The sequence below is a fragment of the Pseudomonas sp. FG43 genome, assembly GCF_057809175.1.
Map to the genome: position 1 here is coordinate 37,156 of NZ_JBMDJL010000006.1, position 17,320 is coordinate 54,475.

17 protein-coding genes are annotated in these 17,320 nt (G+C 57.6%); 9 read left to right on the plus strand and 8 right to left on the minus strand.

Annotated features, from left to right (window positions below):
• Window positions 1–308: 308 nt before the first annotated feature.
• Both ACODS3_RS09040 and ACODS3_RS09045 read left to right on the plus strand, forming a co-directional pair.
• Window positions 309–710 (plus strand): acyl-CoA thioesterase, encoded by a 402-nt coding sequence (locus ACODS3_RS09040; protein ID WP_025262552.1) that lies wholly within the window; start codon window positions 309–311, stop codon window positions 708–710.
• Between the two features lie 93 nt (window positions 711–803).
• Entirely contained in the window at window positions 804–1,703 is a 900-nt protein-coding gene (locus ACODS3_RS09045) for a D-hexose-6-phosphate mutarotase (protein ID WP_201019722.1), read from the plus strand.
• A 186-nt stretch (window positions 1,704–1,889) separates the two neighbouring features.
• Here the strand turns inward: ACODS3_RS09045 and ACODS3_RS09050 are convergent, their stop codons facing one another.
• From ACODS3_RS09050 to purE, 4 genes are all read right to left on the minus strand, one after another.
• Window positions 1,890–2,423, minus strand: coding sequence for a DUF3299 domain-containing protein (locus ACODS3_RS09050; RefSeq protein WP_489034006.1), 534 nt, complete (start codon window positions 2,421–2,423; stop codon window positions 1,890–1,892).
• A gap of 72 nt (window positions 2,424–2,495) precedes the next feature.
• Entirely contained in the window at window positions 2,496–2,744 is a 249-nt protein-coding gene (locus ACODS3_RS09055) for a GlsB/YeaQ/YmgE family stress response membrane protein (RefSeq protein WP_117167855.1), read from the minus strand.
• Between the two features lie 128 nt (window positions 2,745–2,872).
• Window positions 2,873–3,955, minus strand: coding sequence for a 5-(carboxyamino)imidazole ribonucleotide synthase (locus ACODS3_RS09060; RefSeq protein ID WP_201001261.1), 1,083 nt, complete (start codon window positions 3,953–3,955; stop codon window positions 2,873–2,875).
• A gap of 9 nt (window positions 3,956–3,964) precedes the next feature.
• Window positions 3,965–4,456, minus strand: coding sequence for a 5-(carboxyamino)imidazole ribonucleotide mutase (gene purE, locus ACODS3_RS09065; protein WP_025262557.1), 492 nt, complete (start codon window positions 4,454–4,456; stop codon window positions 3,965–3,967).
• A 322-nt stretch (window positions 4,457–4,778) separates the two neighbouring features.
• Here purE and ACODS3_RS09070 point away from each other — a divergent pair, with 322 nt between their 5' ends.
• On the plus strand, window positions 4,779–5,477 hold the full coding sequence (locus ACODS3_RS09070) for a hypothetical protein (protein WP_489034007.1): 699 nt from the start codon (window positions 4,779–4,781) through the stop codon (window positions 5,475–5,477).
• A gap of 42 nt (window positions 5,478–5,519) precedes the next feature.
• Here ACODS3_RS09070 and ACODS3_RS09075 read toward each other — a convergent pair whose 3' ends face one another.
• A complete protein-coding gene (locus tag ACODS3_RS09075) occupies window positions 5,520–6,422 on the minus strand; it encodes a LysR substrate-binding domain-containing protein (RefSeq protein WP_201001263.1) in 903 nt (300 codons plus the stop codon).
• Window positions 6,423–6,838: 416 nt separating this feature from the next.
• Here ACODS3_RS09075 and aspA point away from each other — a divergent pair, with 416 nt between their 5' ends.
• The 3 genes from aspA (at window position 6,839) to ACODS3_RS09090 (ending at window position 11,029) form a co-directional block, all read left to right on the plus strand.
• Window positions 6,839–8,263, plus strand: coding sequence for an aspartate ammonia-lyase (gene aspA / locus ACODS3_RS09080; protein ID WP_201001264.1), 1,425 nt, complete (start codon window positions 6,839–6,841; stop codon window positions 8,261–8,263).
• Window positions 8,264–8,546: 283 nt separating this feature from the next.
• A complete protein-coding gene (locus ACODS3_RS09085) occupies window positions 8,547–9,998 on the plus strand; it encodes an alanine/glycine:cation symporter family protein (protein ID WP_489034008.1) in 1,452 nt (483 codons plus the stop codon).
• Between the two features lie 26 nt (window positions 9,999–10,024).
• Window positions 10,025–11,029, plus strand: a complete 1,005-nt coding sequence (locus ACODS3_RS09090) for an asparaginase (RefSeq protein ID WP_489034009.1) — start codon at window positions 10,025–10,027, stop codon at window positions 11,027–11,029.
• A gap of 23 nt (window positions 11,030–11,052) precedes the next feature.
• On the opposite strand, the gene ACODS3_RS09095 is transcribed toward ACODS3_RS09090, so the two are convergent.
• The 3 genes from ACODS3_RS09095 to pdxR form a co-directional block, all read right to left on the minus strand.
• Window positions 11,053–12,657 carry a glucan 1,4-alpha-maltotetraohydrolase domain-containing protein gene (locus ACODS3_RS09095; RefSeq protein ID WP_489034010.1) on the minus strand — a complete coding sequence of 535 codons (1,605 nt, stop codon included), beginning with the start codon at window positions 12,655–12,657 and terminating at the stop codon, window positions 11,053–11,055.
• 88 nt (window positions 12,658–12,745) lie between these two features.
• A complete protein-coding gene (locus ACODS3_RS09100; RefSeq protein ID WP_489034011.1) occupies window positions 12,746–13,660 on the minus strand; it encodes a bestrophin family protein in 915 nt (304 codons plus the stop codon).
• A 151-nt stretch (window positions 13,661–13,811) separates the two neighbouring features.
• Entirely contained in the window at window positions 13,812–15,371 is a 1,560-nt protein-coding gene (gene pdxR, locus ACODS3_RS09105) for a MocR-like pyridoxine biosynthesis transcription factor PdxR (RefSeq protein ID WP_489034012.1), read from the minus strand.
• An 89-nt stretch (window positions 15,372–15,460) separates the two neighbouring features.
• Here pdxR and ACODS3_RS09110 point away from each other — a divergent pair, with 89 nt between their 5' ends.
• From ACODS3_RS09110 to ACODS3_RS09120, 3 genes are read left to right on the plus strand one after another with little or no spacing between them, the layout of a single operon-like run.
• Entirely contained in the window at window positions 15,461–16,084 is a 624-nt protein-coding gene (locus tag ACODS3_RS09110; protein WP_489034013.1) for an FMN-binding negative transcriptional regulator, read from the plus strand.
• A gap of 11 nt (window positions 16,085–16,095) precedes the next feature.
• Window positions 16,096–16,542: a GNAT family N-acetyltransferase gene (locus ACODS3_RS09115; RefSeq protein WP_489034014.1), complete on the plus strand. Its 447-nt coding sequence runs from the start codon at window positions 16,096–16,098 to the stop codon at window positions 16,540–16,542.
• 16 nt (window positions 16,543–16,558) lie between these two features.
• A complete protein-coding gene (locus ACODS3_RS09120; RefSeq protein ID WP_201019730.1) occupies window positions 16,559–17,230 on the plus strand; it encodes a GNAT family N-acetyltransferase in 672 nt (223 codons plus the stop codon).
• Window positions 17,231–17,320: the final 90 nt, after the last annotated feature.

Sequence of the window (17,320 nt, forward strand, 5' to 3'; positions counted from 1 at the left end):
CAGGCAGTCTTGTCACCTGTAAGGGTCAGGCAAGATAGCAAATTGTTTCAAAAAACACCTAGCGAGAAGCTGCATCAGGTAAAAAGAAAGCCGAATGGTCGTCGTATGGGGCAACGCCCGATATACTCGCAAACCGTCAAGCGCACTGGGAATCTGTGCAAAAACCTCTTTAGCCAGCGGCTTTCGCAGAGTTTCCCTTTTAGGGCCATACGCCAACCGAACATACAATGTTCACCTGCGTAGTTTTGAATGGCGCCTGTCAACCGCGGTAAAAACACTGAGAGTCATGGGTCAGAGGCACCCCAGGCATGATTGAGCTCGAACAAGAAGATCCAACCCCACAAGGCGACCTTGCCTTGCAAATTACGGCTCTGCCCCGTGAAACCAATGGTTTCGGCGATATTTTCGGCGGCTGGCTTGTTTCACAGATGGACCTGGCAGGCACCGCCATGGCCAGCAAGATCGCCGGGGGTCGCGTGGCGACCGTTGCGATCGACCGCATGGCATTCCTGGTTCCGGTCGCCGTTGGGGAACAGCTTTCCTTCTATACCCGCACACTGGAAGTCGGCCGCACCTCGATCAAGATGATGGTCGAAGTCTGGAGTGATGACCCGTTAAGCAGCGAATGGCGCAAGGTCACCGAAGCCGTCTTCGTCTTCGTGGCCATCGACAGCAGCGGCCGTACACGCTCGGTCCCGGCACGACGGTAAATTGTCGTTCGGGCAAAGACCGGCCGGTTAAGGCTAAACTCATCGACCTTGAAGCAGTCTATTTCTGTCACGGTCCTTGAGTGAGAACTTCGCATGCCAACACCGCAGGTTGAATCCGTAAAGTACGACGAGCTGAATTGCTGGCGTATCCGTCATGGTGATGCAGAGCTGCTGGTTGCCCAGCAAGGCGCGCATATCCTCAGTTATCAGGTCGCCGGGCAAGAGCCCCTGGTCTGGCTGAATGACGGTGCGCAATTCAAGCAAGGCAAGCCGATTCGTGCCGGCATTCCGATTTGCTGGCCATGGTTCGGCAGCCTGGAGCGCAACCCGCAAAGCGTGCAGGCCATGCGCCAGAGCAGCGAGCCTGCAAAGGCCCACGGAGAAGTCCGGACTCTGGACTGGGAACTGCTGGGGATTGGCGAAGATGGCGATGCGCTGCTGGTGGAATTTGTCCTGCCGCAGGCCGAAGGCCATTTACCTGGCTGGCCGCACAACGTAGCCCTGAAACTCAGCATCCGCCTGGACCACGCACTCAATGTCAGCCTGGTCAGCTATAACAGCGGGACCGAAGCCGTCAGCTTCAGTCAGGCCTTGCACACCTACTTCGCTGTCAGCGATGTACACCAGATCAGCATTCAAGGGCTCGATGGCCTGCGCTATATCGAAACCCTGGAAAACTGGGAAGAACGCCAGCAGAGCGGCGACCTGACATTCAGCGGCGAAACCGACCGCATCTACCAGGACACGCCCCCGCTGCTCAGCATTGTCGATCCAGAGTGGAAACGCCGGATTCTCATCCAGACCAGCGGCTCGAAGTCTGCTGTCCTGTGGAACCCGTGGATCGAAAAGACCAGCAAACTCGCCGATATGAAGCCCGATGGCTGGCAGCGCATGGTCTGTGTCGAAACCGCCAACGTGCTGGACGATATCGTGACCCTGGCCCCACAGGACATGCATGTCCTGGGGATCAGCATCTGGAGTGAAGCGCTCTAATCAGCGTTTATAGAAATAAAACTCGGCGAGCGGTGATCAGGCAAGGCGAAAACAGGCGAGGAACGGTCGGAGTCGCGCTCGACTTTACTGGCTGTAAATGAGCATTGCGATGGGGGCGCCCAGCCCGGACTCGCGCACGAGCCTGTTTTCAACGCAGCATGATCGCCGCGCAGCCAGTTTTCGGCCTTAAAGGTCCGAGTCGACCACGACTCGGACCTTGGATGCATCCATCGCATAGGCCGCATCGGCCAGATCGTTACTGACCTTCTCAATCTTCAGCGTACCCACTACCCACAAAGGTGTGTAGATATCATCCAGTTTCAGGCCTTTGGGGTAACGAACCAGCACCAGTTGGTTTGGAGGCGGTGGCGGCACATGGATGCAGGCACCTGGATAAGGGACGAGGAAAAATAAAGTGCTATGGCCTTTGGCATCGGTTTCCAGCGGCACCGGATAACCGCCGAGACGGGTCGTCTTGCCATTCATGTCGGCCACGGTCCTGGTCGAATACATGACCGCGGGCAGCCCTTTGCTCTGTTTCAAACCACCCTTGCTGTCGAAGGTCCCCATGGCTTCAGGAGAGTTATGGTCGATCTCGGGCATGGCTTCGAGGGCTTTCTGGTCCGACTTGGGCATGAGTTCGAGCCAGTCGGTCTCGGGAATCTCGGCATGTACAAGCCCGGATACCAGTAGCAGGGTCATCAATAGAAAACGACGCATCATAAAGCTCGGCAAAGTGGAAAATACTGCCGCGCATTCTAGCCCTCTGCGCACAGAGGGCCAGATGAAAAATCAGCTCTTCTTTTTAATCATGCCGTAGATAAACAGCAGGATGATTGCACCGACCAGTGCTCCCAGGAAACCAGCGCCCTCGCCCGCCTGATAGATACCCAGCGCCTGACCGCCATAAGTCGCGGCGAGAGAACCGCCGATACCCAGCAGGATGGTCATGATCCAGCCCATGCTGTCATCGCCCGGCTTGAGAAAACGCGCCAGCAGGCCAACGATCAAGCCGATAAAGATGGTTCCGATGATGCCCATGTATTTCCCCTGTCTGTGTTGAACACGCCAAGGCCTGATGGCAGCGTTGGCTTACTGCTATCTGAGAACACGGAGAGAGGATTGGTTCCAGGCCCCTTGAAAACAAAGGGCCGGGAATCAGGAGGCATTCAGTTTTGAATCAACGCCTCGACCAGCTTGACCTGGCGGTCCAGCGTCGCACGGTCGCAGCTGCGCACGGTGGCGTGGCCAACCTTGCGACCGGCCTTGAAGGCCTTGCCGTAGTGATGCAGGTGGCAGTCATCGATGGCGATGACCTTGTCCACGGCTGGCACTTCACCGATGAAGTTCAGCATGGCGCTCTCACCGACCTTGGCGGTGGAACCCAATGGCAAGCCAGCAACCGCCCGCAGGTGGTTCTCGAACTGGCTGCATTCGGCGCCTTCGGTAGTCCAGTGCCCGGAGTTGTGTACACGCGGCGCGATTTCATTGGCCTTAAGGCCGCCATCGACTTCAAAGAACTCGAAAGCCAGAACGCCGACGTAATCGAGCTGCTTCAGGACGCGACCGACATAATCTTCGGCCAAAGCCTGCAACGGGTGATCGGTGCTGGCGATGGAGATGCGCAGGATGCCGTTTTCGTGGGTGTTGTGAACCAGCGGATAGAAGCGTGTTTCACCATCGCGGGCACGCACGGCAATCAACGAAACCTCACCGGTGAACGGTACGAAGCCTTCCAACAGGCAAGGCACACTGCCCAGTTCGGCAAAGGTATCGACCACATCGGCAGCTGTACGCAGGACTTTCTGGCCCTTGCCGTCGTAACCCAGGGTACGGGTTTTCAGCACGGCGGGCAGGCCGATGCTGGCGACAGCAGCGTCCAGATCCGATTGCGACTGGATATCCGCGAACTCGGGCGTCGGAATGCCCAGGTCCTTGAACATGCTTTTCTCGAACCAGCGGTCACGAGCGATGCGCAAGGCCTCGGCGCTCGGATAGACCGGCACGAACTGCGACAGGAAAGCCACGGTTTCGGCTGGCACGCTTTCAAACTCGAACGTCACCAGATCGACCTCATCGGCCAACTGACGCAGGTGATCCAGATCGCCGTAATCGGCTCGCAGATGCTCACCCAACGCGGCAGCGCAAGCATCCGGTGCGGGGTCGAGAAAGGCAAAGTTCATACCCAGTGGCGTACCTGCCAGAGCCAACATGCGGCCCAACTGGCCGCCACCGATTACACCGATCTTCATGGAAAAACCTCAGGCGTGGCGCGGGTCTGGATTGTCCAGCACGCTGTCTGTCTGCTCAGTACGGAATTTCTTCAGCACTGCATGGAATTGAGGATGCTTGGCGCCCAGGATACTGGCGGACAACAGAGCGGCGTTGATCGCTCCGGCCTTGCCAATGGCCAGGGTTGCGACAGGAATACCTGCCGGCATCTGCACAATGGACAGCAGGGAGTCGACGCCCGACAGCATCGAGGACTGAACCGGAACGCCAAGCACAGGCAGGTGCGTCTTGGCAGCACACATGCCAGGCAAGTGAGCAGCACCGCCAGCACCGGCGATGATCACTTCGATACCACGGCCTTCGGCTTCTTCAGCGTACTGAAAAAGCAGATCCGGCGTCCGGTGGGCAGACACCACCTTGACTTCATAAGGGATGCCGAGCTTTTCCAGCATATCGGCGGTGTGGCTAAGGGTGGACCAATCGGACTTGGAGCCCATGATCACGCCAACCAGTGCGCTCATCGTCGTGCCTCTCATCGGGCGCCCGCAGGCGCATCAAAAAACAACAAGCCACGCGGGAGGACCGGCGTGGCTTGCTGTACGAATAATGGCCGATTCAACCGGCCAAAGGCCGCGCAGTATACCTCAAAGCGCAAGGATGACAGCCCCCCTGACGACCATCTGCATACGGACCTTGCCGACAGCCTGCAAAGCAGCCCCATGAATGACAAATCTGCTGCAGAAATTCCTACAGAGTGCGTCCGTGCCCTACTACCCCTCTCGAAGTAAAAGCCAACTGACAACCCCTCAACACTTCCTGTTACCTCTTTAACTCACCCACTTGATGAACGACACGTTTCATTCTGGAAAACACTGCAACTCTGTTAATGGATTAACTTATATGAAAATGAATTTCAAAAAATTCTCGGCCCTGCTCGGTGCATTGCTGTTAATAAACTTTCTGTCCGTCTGCGCCAGTGAAGCCCAGGAAAAGCGCCCGTTGTTCCTGTATGTATTCCTGCATGACGACATACCGGCTTCCGAGCGGGCCAACATAAAAAGTGATTACTTTTCATGGATGATCAAGGATCTCGAAAGCTTTACGGGCCGCAGGGTCTATCTCGATATCATCGAGAAAAAATCAGCGCTGAGCGGCTTTCGCTATCAGACCACTGACCTGCAAAGGGGTAAACAGGAATGGGATCGACTTGTGGATCGCCATATTCAGGAAAACAATCTGCCCCTGAACGGAACAACCAAATACCTGCTATTGACCCGCCACCCCATCAACGAAAAAACACTGGGTTATACCCGCGAGAGGCACTATGCAGCGATAGCCTCCATCAAGACATATACCACCGCCGCCCATGAAATAGGCCACATGCTGGGCGGTACTCATGAACACTCGGAAGTATTATTCAGGGGTGGCTGGTGGTGTGAAACCAATATAACGCCCACTCGCGAAAAGATAAGGTCCAATTGTTATATCTACAGCGACAGGAACAAGAAGACCATCGCCGAGCATTTGAGCGCATTCCCGTAAGGCCGGGTACTGCCTGCAAGGTCATCCGGCGCGGCGTAGCCTTCATTGGGCAGCGCCGCCCTCCAGCTTGCGCCATAACAATCGGACATTGGCCTTGCGCACCAGGGCGCAGCGGTACAGACGAATCTCCAGCGGGACATGCCAGTGCGGACCGCCGCACACCACCAGTTCGCCACGCTCCAGCTCGGCCCGCACGCTCAAATGCGGCACCCAGGCGATCCCCAATCCTTCGAGCGCCATGCCTTTCAGGCTGTCGGCCATTGCCGTTTCATAAACCGTGGTGAAACGCAGATTGCGCTGGCGCAGCAACAGATTCACCGAACGCCCCAGAAAGGCACCGGCGCTGTAAGCCAGCAGTGGCACGCTGTTTTCGCCTTCCATATCGAAAAGCGGCTGACCATTGGCGTCCGCAGCGCAGACCGGCAGCATTTCGGTGTGCCCCAGATGCAATGAAGGGAAGATCTCCGCATCCATCTGCAAGGCTGCATCCGGGTCATAGAATGCCAACATCAGGTCACAGCCACCTTCACGCAACGCATGCACCGCATCGCCCACGTTGGTTGCCACCAGCCGGGTCGCAATGTTCAAGCCATCATTGCGCAACTGGGCGATCCAGCGGGGAAAGAATCCAAGCGCCAGAGAGTGCGCCGCCGCCACCTGGATGACTTCGCCCTGCCCGCCTTCAAGATGATGCAGATGGCGCACCACTTCACCCAACTGCTCGACGACCGTGCGCGCCGTCACCAGAAACAACTGCCCGGCTGCCGTCAGTTCGACAGGGGTTCGCGAGCGGTTGACCAGTGTCAGCCCAAGCGCCGACTCCAGGCTGCGGATACGACGGCTGAATGCCGGTTGCGTCACGAAGCGACGCTCAGCCGCCTGGGAAAAACTGCGGGTGGCAGCCAGGGCACTGAAATCTTCCAGCCATTTGCTTTCCAGGTTCATTACGTCCTCCCGGACATTCGGGACATGAATGAAAGAAATTCGGTAGGAACGAATTTATTCGCGAGAGGCCCGCATAACACGAAGAAGATGCATCGCCTTCAATGACGTCTCGCGGATAAATCCGCTACCACTGCGCAACGTCCAGACAGGACATGCCCCCTTTAACAGGGACATTCACTTTGCACCTGCCAATTCATTCTGCCGCGCAATTTGCCAGATAACGTCGCCTCTGCGACAAAAACAATTACAAGTGCGACATTTTGTCCTGTTTACGTACAAAGAGAAACCCACGTCACATTCACATTATGCCGTTATTGCATAGGGCAGCGTTTAACAGCATTGGTCAATTTCAAGCTAAAACCCCAACATTCGGGGCGTTCCGGCATTGTTGTGCCTTATTTGAGACGATCTCTATCATGTCCTCGCCTGCATCACTGCGCATCGAAAAAGACCTGCTTGGTGTTCTCGAAGTACCTGCTCACGCTTACTACGGTATCCAGACCCTGCGAGCAGTGAACAACTTCCACCTCTCCGGCGTTCCGCTTTCGCACTACCCGAAACTGGTCGTTGGACTGGCAATGGTCAAGCAGGCGGCAGCTGATGCAAACCACACGCTCGGACACCTCAGCGATGCCAAGCACGCTGCCATCAGCGAAGCTTGCGCACGTTTGATTCGCGGCGACTTCCACGATCAGTTCGTCGTCGACATGATCCAGGGCGGCGCTGGCACTTCAACCAACATGAATGCCAACGAAGTCATCGCCAACATCGCTCTTGAAGCCATGGGCTTCGAGAAAGGCGAATACAAGCATCTGCACCCGAACAACGACGTGAACATGGCTCAGTCGACCAACGACGCATACCCGACGGCAATCCGTCTGGGCCTGCTGTTGGGTCATGACGCCATGCTCGCAAGCCTCGAAAGCCTGATCCAGTCTTTCGCAGCCAAAGGCGAAGAATTCAACCACGTACTGAAAATGGGCCGTACCCAGTTGCAGGACGCGGTTCCAATGACCCTGGGTCAGGAATTCCGTGCCTTCGCCACAACCTTGACCGAAGACCTGAACCGCCTGCGCACCCTGGCTCCTGAGCTGCTGACCGAAGTGAACCTGGGCGGTACCGCCATCGGTACGGGCATCAACGCCGACCCAGGCTATCAGAAGCTGGCGGTTGAACGCCTGGCGACCATCAGCGGCCATCCACTGGTTCCAGCCGCCGACCTGATCGAAGCGACTTCCGACATGGGCGCCTTCGTCCTGTTCTCCGGCATGCTCAAGCGTACCGCAGTCAAACTGTCGAAGATCTGCAACGACCTGCGCCTGCTGTCCAGCGGCCCACGCACCGGCATCAATGAAATCAACCTGCCAGCGCGTCAGCCAGGCAGCTCGATCATGCCAGGCAAGGTCAACCCGGTCATTCCGGAAGCCGTCAACCAGGTTGCCTTTGAAATCATCGGCAACGACCTGGCCCTGACCATGGCAGCCGAAGGCGGCCAGTTGCAGCTCAACGTCATGGAGCCGCTGATCGCCTACAAGATTTTCGACTCGATCCGCCTGCTGCAACGCGCCATGGACATGTTGCGCGAGCACTGCATCGTCGGCATCACCGCCAACGAACAGCGCTGCCGTGAACTGGTCGAGCACTCGATCGGTCTGGTCACTGCACTGAACCCTTACATCGGTTACGAAAACTCGACCCGTATCGCCCGCATTGCCCTGGAAAGTGGCCGCGGTGTACTGGAACTGGTCCGTGAAGAAGGCTTGCTGGATGACGCGATGCTCAATGACATCCTGCGTCCGGAAAACATGATTGCTCCGCGTCTGGCGCCACTGAAGGCCTGACCGAAAATGCCTTGCGTAACATGCTCACCAGGTTGAGGGCCTAGACACCCCTCACCTTTTGGGGGTCTGGGAGTGATTCTCCAGACCCTTTTTTTTGCCTGCTTGCTGACGACCAATAATAAGGAGTTTGGGCAGCTGAAAACCCCGTTTTTGCTGAGGTCCTGGCAAAGACATTCGTTTCGCACCGCAAATGAAGATTCAGTTACACAACAAAGCGGCTACAGACGTAAAAACTTTGCACCGGTATAGTGCGCCCCCTCAAAAGTAGCGAGGAATAACAAAAATGTTGGAAATGATTAACGACTTCCTCTCGGGAAAGGTCCTCATCGTCCTTATCGTAGGCCTTGGTGGTTACTTCACGATCCGCTCGCGTTTCGTTCAGTTTCGTCACTTCTTTCACATGTTCGCGGTGTTTCGCGACAGCTTGCGTAGCAGCTCGGGTCAACTGAGTTCGTTCCAGGCCCTGATGCTCAGCCTTGCGGGCCGCGTCGGAGCAGGCAACATCGCAGGTGTCGGCCTTGCCGTGACACTGGGCGGTCCAGGCGCAGTGTTCTGGATGTGGGTTACCGCGCTGGTCGGCATGTCCAGCAGCTTCATCGAGTGTTCTCTCGCTCAGCTCTACAAACGCAAGGACTCCGAAGGCCAGTTCCGCGGCGGTCCATCGTTCTACATCCAGCATGGTCTGGGCAAACGCTGGCTGGGTATGGTCATGGCGGTCTTGCTGATCATGACTTTCGGTCTCTCCTTCAACGGCCTGCAATCCCACGCCGTGACCGACTCGCTCAACAGCGCATTCGGCGTAGACCAGATGACCACCGGCATCTGCCTGGTCGTGCTGCTGGGCCTGGCGTTCATCGGTGGCATCAAGCGTATCGCTGCCATTTCCGACCTGCTGGTACCGGTCAAGACCCTGGCCTACATCGCGGTTACCATCTACGTCATCGCCATTCAGATCGACCACGTTCCAGGCATGCTGCTGACCATCGTCAAAAGCGCCTTCGGTCTTGACCCGGTGTTTGGCGGCCTGATCGGCAGCGCAATCGTGATGGGCGTGAAACGTGGCGTTTTCGCCAACGAAGCCGGTCTGGGCAGCGCCCCGAACGTTGCAGCCGTCGCTCAGGTCGACCACCCGGTTTCGCAAGGCGTGGTTCAGGCGTTCAGCGTATTCCTCGACACCTTCCTGATCTGCACCTGCACCGCCTTGCTGATCCTGCTGTCCGGTATCTATGACGTAGGCTACAGCGGCAACGGTATCGTTCTGGCGCAGAACTCTCTGGCAGCCGTAGTGGGCGACTGGGGCCGGATCTTCATCAGCGTTGCGCTGGCACTGTTCGTATTCACCTCGATCCTCTACAACTACTACCTGGGCGAAAACAGCCTGCGCTTCCTGGTAGGCGAGAAGATCCAGGCCATCGTCGGCTTCCGCATCGTGGTTCTGGCTCTGATCTTCTGGGGCGCAGTGGTTGACCTCAAGACGGTGTTTGCCTTCGCCGACATCGCCATGACCCTGCTGGCCTTCGTCAACCTGATCGCCTTGGCCCTGCTGTTCAAGGTCGCCATGCGCATCCTGCGTGACTACGATGAGCAGCGTAAGGCAGGCATCAAGGTTCCGGTCTTCGATTCCAGCAAGTTCCCGGATCTGGATCTGGACCGCAACGCATGGCCTGCCAACCCGACGCAACAGCCTCAAGCTGGCGTTGACGCAGCAGCCAAGCCTGTTTCACAAGCAAACTGACAACCGAAATGCCGCAGGAGAGAACCATGACTCATGATGCACCCCAACCCGCTCAGCGAGTGATGGTTCTTTACACCGGCGGCACCATCGGCATGCAAGCCAGCGCCAATGGCCTGGCTCCAGCGTCCGGTTTCGAGGCAAGGATGGCCGGGCAACTGGCCGAATTGCCTGAACTGGTCGTGCCGCAGTGGCGTTTTCGCGAGATGTCACCTCTGATCGACAGCGCCAACATGACGCCCGATTACTGGTTACGCCTGCGCGAAGCGGTGATCGAAGCCGTGGATGTGGATGGCTGTGACTCGGTGCTCGTGCTGCATGGCACCGACACTCTGGCCTACAGCGCTGCCGCAACGAGCTTCCAGTTGCTGGGACTCAATGCGCCAGTGGTTTTCACCGGCTCCATGCTGCCGGCCGGCGTGCCGGACAGCGATGCCTGGGAAAACGTCAACGGCGCCCTGCTGGCACTGGGTTCGGGTTTGTCGTCGGGTGTTCACCTGTACTTCCACGGTGAACTGCTGGTGCCAACCCGCTGTGCGAAGATCCGCAGCTTCGGTCGTCATCCGTTCGCACCTCTGCAACGCTCGCGTGGCGGCCAGGCTGCCTCGTCATTGCCTGAGGCACTGGATTATCGCCAGCCCAAGACGCTGGCAAATGTCGCGACATTGCCACTGTTTCCCGGTATCGGGGCAGCGCAGATCGATGGCCTGATCGACAGCGGCATCAAAGGTCTGGTGCTTGAATGCTACGGCAGCGGCACCGGCCCGAGCGATAATCCGGCGTTCCTTGCCAGCCTGGAGCGAGCACAACAACAGGGCATTTGCGTGGTTGCGATCACTCAATGTCATGAAGGCGGTGTCGAACTGGACGTCTACGAAGCAGGCAGCCGTCTGCGCGGCGTGGGCGTTCTTTCCGGTGGCGGCATGACCCGCGAAGCAGCGCTTGGCAAACTGCATGCGCTGCTGGGTGCTGGTTTGAAGATTGAAGAAGTCCGGCGTCTGGTCGAGCTGGATCTGTGTGGAGAGCTGCGTTAAGCAGCTCGTCACCACAGCAGGACCTAAAAGGTAGCAGCACTGCTACCTTTTTCATTTGCAACAAACACGGTATTCCCTCCTTCCTGCCACTTGATGACCTTGTTCGGGTCAGCCTCGCTGCGCACGATGCATTTCCACTCATAGCGGGTATTGTCGACAAGCCGGATCAGCCCTTTCCATACGGGATACTGGCTCACATCACTCAGGCGCACGGCCCGTGCGGGGTTCCACTCCCCCAGCTCGAAGCCCGACCCCACGACATAAACGCCCTCGCCGACCTGGGTCTCGCCCTTGTCGCAGCGAAACTGCACATCAACCCCTTTGGCCCGCCAGATCCGTATGGCACCGTTGTCGCCTGCCACCAATGCCTGGCTGAAACTGCCCGGCACACTTTCGCTCTTGAGGTTGGAGCCCAGCGCAACCAGCAGCATCTGTTGCGAGCCTGTCACTTCGGCAACCAGCCCCGAATAGTTGTCCAGAAAGCTGATCGCTGAATCGGCCTTGATACCCGCTGTACGGCGTATCTCTATCAACTGGCGCAGCAGTTGGCCACGTGGCCAGTCATACATGTCCGGCCAGTACACCGTTGGCGTTCCGGGGCTGCTGAGAATGTAGGCATAGGCCTGATCCCGAAGGTTTTCAGGCAAGGACCAGTGATGCTGGCCGCCGTTGGCTCCCGGCGAATAACCGGTGTCATGGTTATCCACAAAGGTCATGGCTGCTGCACGCCATGCAGGGTCGGGATTGCCGTTGAGGCCGTATCGCCATTCGGCGAGCCCCGCGTTTTGCATACGCTCCTTGAGTGCAAAGTCGAATACCGTGCAATGCGCCTGATCGGACCAGACTTTCAGGCCGTCCTGCCAGGTAGCGTTATGTCGCCAGTCATTGGCGGGATATTCGTTCGGCGCCTTCCAGAGTTCCCCCACGCAGAACTGCTGGTCACCGAAGGCTTTCATCCAGTTATCCACAGTCGTGGCGCTGTAGCCTTTTACAAAGTCGAAACGCAGGCCGTCGGCGGAGTAGTTGTCACGCAGGTTCAGGAACTCGTTCTTGAAGAGGTTGAACACTTCAGGCTTTTGCGTATTGAGATCGGCATCACCGCCCATGAACGGATCGCCATCGTCACACTGGGCGCAGCCATCACGCCAATCCGTCTTGTCGCTCAGGGTCTCCTTGAGCGCAGGCCCGACATGCTGGCGGTCCATATGATTGGGCACCACGTCATAAATCACTTTGACGCTGGCAGCACTCAAGGCATCGACCGCCTGCTTGAGCTCGGTATCGCTGCCATAGGCGCTGTTCTTGTCAAAGTCCTGCCAGAAATACCCCTCGCCACCACCTGAAGCACCACTCCCCGGATCGCTCCAGCGCGAAGTGTCACGCCAGGGCACAGGCATCCAGACCGAGGTAAAACCGTCAGCCCGAATCTGCGGAGCCATTGTTTTCAACGTGCTGTACCAACTGCCAGGGCTCGAACGACTGGAGTTCCAGTGAAACCCTTGCAACACGATTTCATCATTGCCGTCGTTGCGCGTGCCCTGAGGGGTATTGCCGCGAAGGTCATCTGCACTGGCGGCCTGCGTCACCAACAGCAGGATTGAAAGCGCACCGAGCCTCAAGAGCTTCATGGCGATACTCCTCGGGAAGAAGGAAGTTATCGCTAGATTAGGCCCGGCCCGGACGCCTGTAACCTGATAGAACTGACAGAACGTCCTTTCAATTCGTTACGGAAAAGCTCTTGTTTATTCCTGCTGCTGAAGTGCCCTCCTGACTTCCCACCTCGGCATCGCGAAGCATCGAATCCAGATTCCGCTCGATGTTCTCGCACAGCGCGACCATCTGGATTTCGTGCTCGCTGGCGCGAAACGGGCTTTGCAGGTCGGTGCCGATTTTTTCGATGGCCAGCAGCATGAAGCCCACCACTGTGGACGCCAATGGCGTGAACCAGCCCAGGGTTTCGACCAGCCCGATGGGCACGATCACGCAGAACAGGGTGATGAACAGCCTGGGGAATGCCACATAGGGATAAGGCAACGGCGTATTGGCGATACGTTCCATACCGCCCTGGCAGTTGGAAAGATCCACCATTGTCGACTCAAGACGAGCGAGGCGAATGCTGTCCAGACGGCCCGCCTTATACTCCTTGGCAATCAGTGCAGCGGAGGCATTGAGCAGGTCATTGGGGAAGTTATTGGTGTCCTGACGGCGCTCGAATTCCTCACGGGAAATCAACGCCTGCACATCGGCCTTGGTGATATCGCCCTTCAAGTGCGCCGACAGGGATTTCACGTAGGCCACGTGCCGGCGCAGCAGCAGCGCCTTGACCGGGTTGATACCGTCTTCATCCTCAATCAGCGTCAGCACCTGACGCGCGAAGCTGCGGGAGCTGTTGACCAGCGCACCCCACAAGGTCCGGGCTTCCCACCAACGGTTATAGGCGCTGGAGTTACGGAAACTGATCAAGACCACCAGCGCCGAACCCAGCAGGGTAAGGGGCATGGACGGCAGCGTGACCTTACGCTCCAGGTACAACATGAAGTCGACCGTGACAATCACATCCCAGATCAGCAGCCAGAAGAGCGACCACCCTACATAACCAAATGTCCTGCTCAGAAATCGAAACCTCTCCATGATCGCCTGCTGCAAAGCATCACCTCATCGATAAACGTGCGGGACTGCAAAGTTTCCCACCACTGCGCAAGGTTTGAATGCCACGGGCTCAGATGGTTCGTTTTTATCCGATCTCGAATATTTCCGTGCATACCGTGTGGAAGCGCCCCCCCTACCGCCAGACCTGACGCAATCTCTCCAGCGCATCGGCAATAGCGTCCTCTGGCACGCCTGCAAACCCCAGGACCAGTCCGGCACGGTTATCCACAGGCTCGGTGGAGTCCGGCAACCAATAACTGCTCAATGCCGTGATCTCGACTCCGACACTCTCGGCCTTTTCGATCAACTCCCGCTCACGGGTGAGGCTGTCCACTCTGACCGTGACATGCAGACCGGCCACGACTTTAGGCATCGCGCCACAGCCCGGAATATTCTCCGGCCAGCCCGCCAGCAGTGCATCACGACGGCTCAAGGCAGCGCGACGCATGCGGCGGATATGCCGTTGAAAGTGACCAGTGGCGATAAATTGCGCCATCACCATCTGGGTGCTGACCTCGGAGTGACGCATATCCACACCCCGACGCTGGCTGAACGGCTTGACCAGCCCCAAGGGCAAGACCAGATACCCCAGACGCAATGCCGGGAAAACCACCTTGCCGAAAGTACCGACATACAGAACCCGCCCTTCCCCATCCAGCGCCGCCAATGGTGCCAAAGGCGCGCCGCTATAGCGGTACTCGCCGTCGTAGTCGTCTTCGACAATCCAGCCCTGGGTCTTTTTTGCCCAGGCCAGCAATTCCAGGCGGCGAGCGAGGCTCATGACCACACCGGTCGGGTATTGGTGGGATGGCGTGACGTAAGCCAGCTTACAGTCGGTGTGTTCCAGATCCGCACAGCGCATGCCCTCCTCATCGACGGCAATGCCCTTCAACCTGCCTCCCGCAACGGCAAAGGCATGACCTGCCGCCCGATAGCCCGGGTTTTCCACAGCCACACCGTCGCCAGCCTCCAACAGCAACTGTGCACAAAGACTGATTGCCTGTTGTGCGCCACTGGTGATCACTATTTGTTCAGCCGAGCAATGCAGCCCGCGAGAAGAACGCAAATACAAGGCAACCAGCTCTCTAAGACGCCACTCTCCTGCTGCCTCGCCATAGCCCAAAAGCTGGAGGTCCGGCTTGCGCCAAAAAGCCGCATGCAGCTTGCCCCATATGGCAAAGGGAAAAAGATCGAAAGCCGGTACGCCCACTCGAAATGTGCGTGGCGCGCCCTTGATGGGAACATTCAGATGATGCTTTTGCAGAAGCTCCAACGCCGAGTTGTGGATAACTTGATCGGGTGCATCCTGAGGGTTTTCGGCAGAAAATGTGGATAAACCTGTGCGTAACCTTGTTGATAAGCCTGTGGATAGTTCAGTGGATAATTTTTTCACAGGCGAACGTTCAACAGGCACCGCCTTATCGGGTAACCGGGCGACGTAAGTCCCATCACCGATGCGGCCTTCGATAAATCCTTCGGCATACAGTTGATCGTAGGCACGCATCACGCTGTTGCGGGAAATAGACAACGACTGCGCCAGATCACGGCTGGCAGGCAAACGTGTGCCACTGGCAAGACCGCCATCGAGAATCCGCTGGCGCAAGACCTGATAAAGCTGCCGACTCAAGCCCCTGCGCCGATCCAGTTCGATACCGGCGAGGTTCAAAGGAAACGCGGGAGAGCCTGAAAGCATGGAATTGGTCCTATGAAATCTATCGGTAATGGCTCTTACAAGGAACCAATAGCTTGCCTAGGATTTAGCCATTAACCAAGGACATTGCCATGTACACGCCCAAAGCCTTCAGTGAGAACGACACGCTTGAGTTGCACGAGTTGATGGAGCAAACCCGCCTGGCGATTCTTGTCACCCAGGGCGAAGGCGGTTTGCAGGCCACTCATCTGCCGCTGTTGCTGCGCCGTGATCAAGGCCCCAACGGCACGCTTTACGGCCACCTGGCCAAAGCCAACCCCCAGTGGCAGGCGCTCGAAAACCTGACTGAAGCCATGGTGATATTCCCCGGTGGCGATGCCTATGTGAGCCCGTCCTTCTACCCGAGCAAGGCCGAACACGAGAAAGTCGTACCGACCTGGAATTACCTCGCGGTTCACGCCTATGGCCAGGCCGAAGTCTTCACCGATGCCCAGCGCCTGCACCAACTGGTTGGCAGCCTCACCGACAAGCATGAGTCCCGCCGTGCGCAGCCGTGGTCCATCAATGATGCACCGGCCGAGTACATCGAAAAGATGCTGGGCGCGATTGTCGGTTTCGCCCTGCCCATCGAGCGCTTGCAGGGCAAGCGCAAACTCAGCCAGAACCGCAGCGCCACGGATATTGCAGGCGTGCGCGATGGCCTGGCTGCCAGCCATGATCCGAAAGACCAGGAAATCGCTCGCTTGATGAGCTGAAGGAGAGAGTCATGACCGCTGTTCAAATCCGTCCCGTAACTGCCGACGATCACGGCGCATGGCTGCCGTTGTGGCAGGCCTATCTGCGCTTCTACAAGACTGAACTGGCCGATGACGTCAGTGACGTTACCTGGCAACGTATCCTGGACCCCGCCGAAACCACCAACTCGGCCTTGGCGTGGCTGGATGGCAAAGCCGTCGGCATGGTGAACTTCATCTACCATCGCTCCAACTGGAGCATCAAGAATGCCTGTTATCTACAGGACTTGATCGTGCCCCCCGAACAACGCGGTACCGGTATCGGCAGGCAATTGATCGAACATGTCTACGCTACAGCCAAGGCCAACGATTGCGACAAAGTACATTGGCTGACCCACGAAACCAACGCCACGGCCATTCAGCTTTACGAACGCATCGCCGAACGCGGCGGCTACATTCAATTTCGCAAGGCCCTTTGAGGCAGGAAGTCTGCTCATGTACGACACCCAACTCCACTGGCAGCCCGCGATACTTCCCGGCAGCAAGACTCTGGAAGGCCGCTTCATTCGCCTGGAAAAACTCGACCCGGCCCGCCATGGCGACGATCTCTGGCTTGCGCTCAATGGGCCGGACTCCGACCCGAAACTCTGGGATTACCTGCCTTATGGGCCGTTCAGCGAACGCGAGGCTTTCGACGTCTGGCTGGAGCGACATGCCAAGGACACTGACCCATGGTTCTACAGCGTGGTCGATCAGGCCACAGGCGTGACCGAAGGCGTGATCAGCCTGATGTCCATCGTCGCTGCTCATGGCCGGATAGAAATAGGTCATGTGACCTTTGGTGCCAGCATGCAACGCACCCCAAAAGGCACAGAAGCCATCTACTTGCTGGCCCGGGAAGCCTTTGCTCTGGGCAACCGCCGGCTGGAGTGGAAATGCAACGCCAATAACGCCCGCTCCCGGCGTGCGGCAGATCGCTTCGGCTTCAGCTACGAAGGGCTCTTTCGCCAGCATATGGTGACCAAGGACGTGAACCGCGATACCGCGTGGTATTCGATCATCGACAACGAATGGCCTGAACTGCAAAAGGCTTTCGAGGCCTGGCTGGCTGTGGATAACTTCAAGGATGGGCAGCAGATCAAGGGGCTGGAAGCGTTTCGCGGATGACCGGGAAATAAAAAAGGGGAGCCACATGTGCTCCCCCGAGGAAAATCATTGATCCGCGAAATGGCCTTTCGCGAATGAATTCGCTCCTAC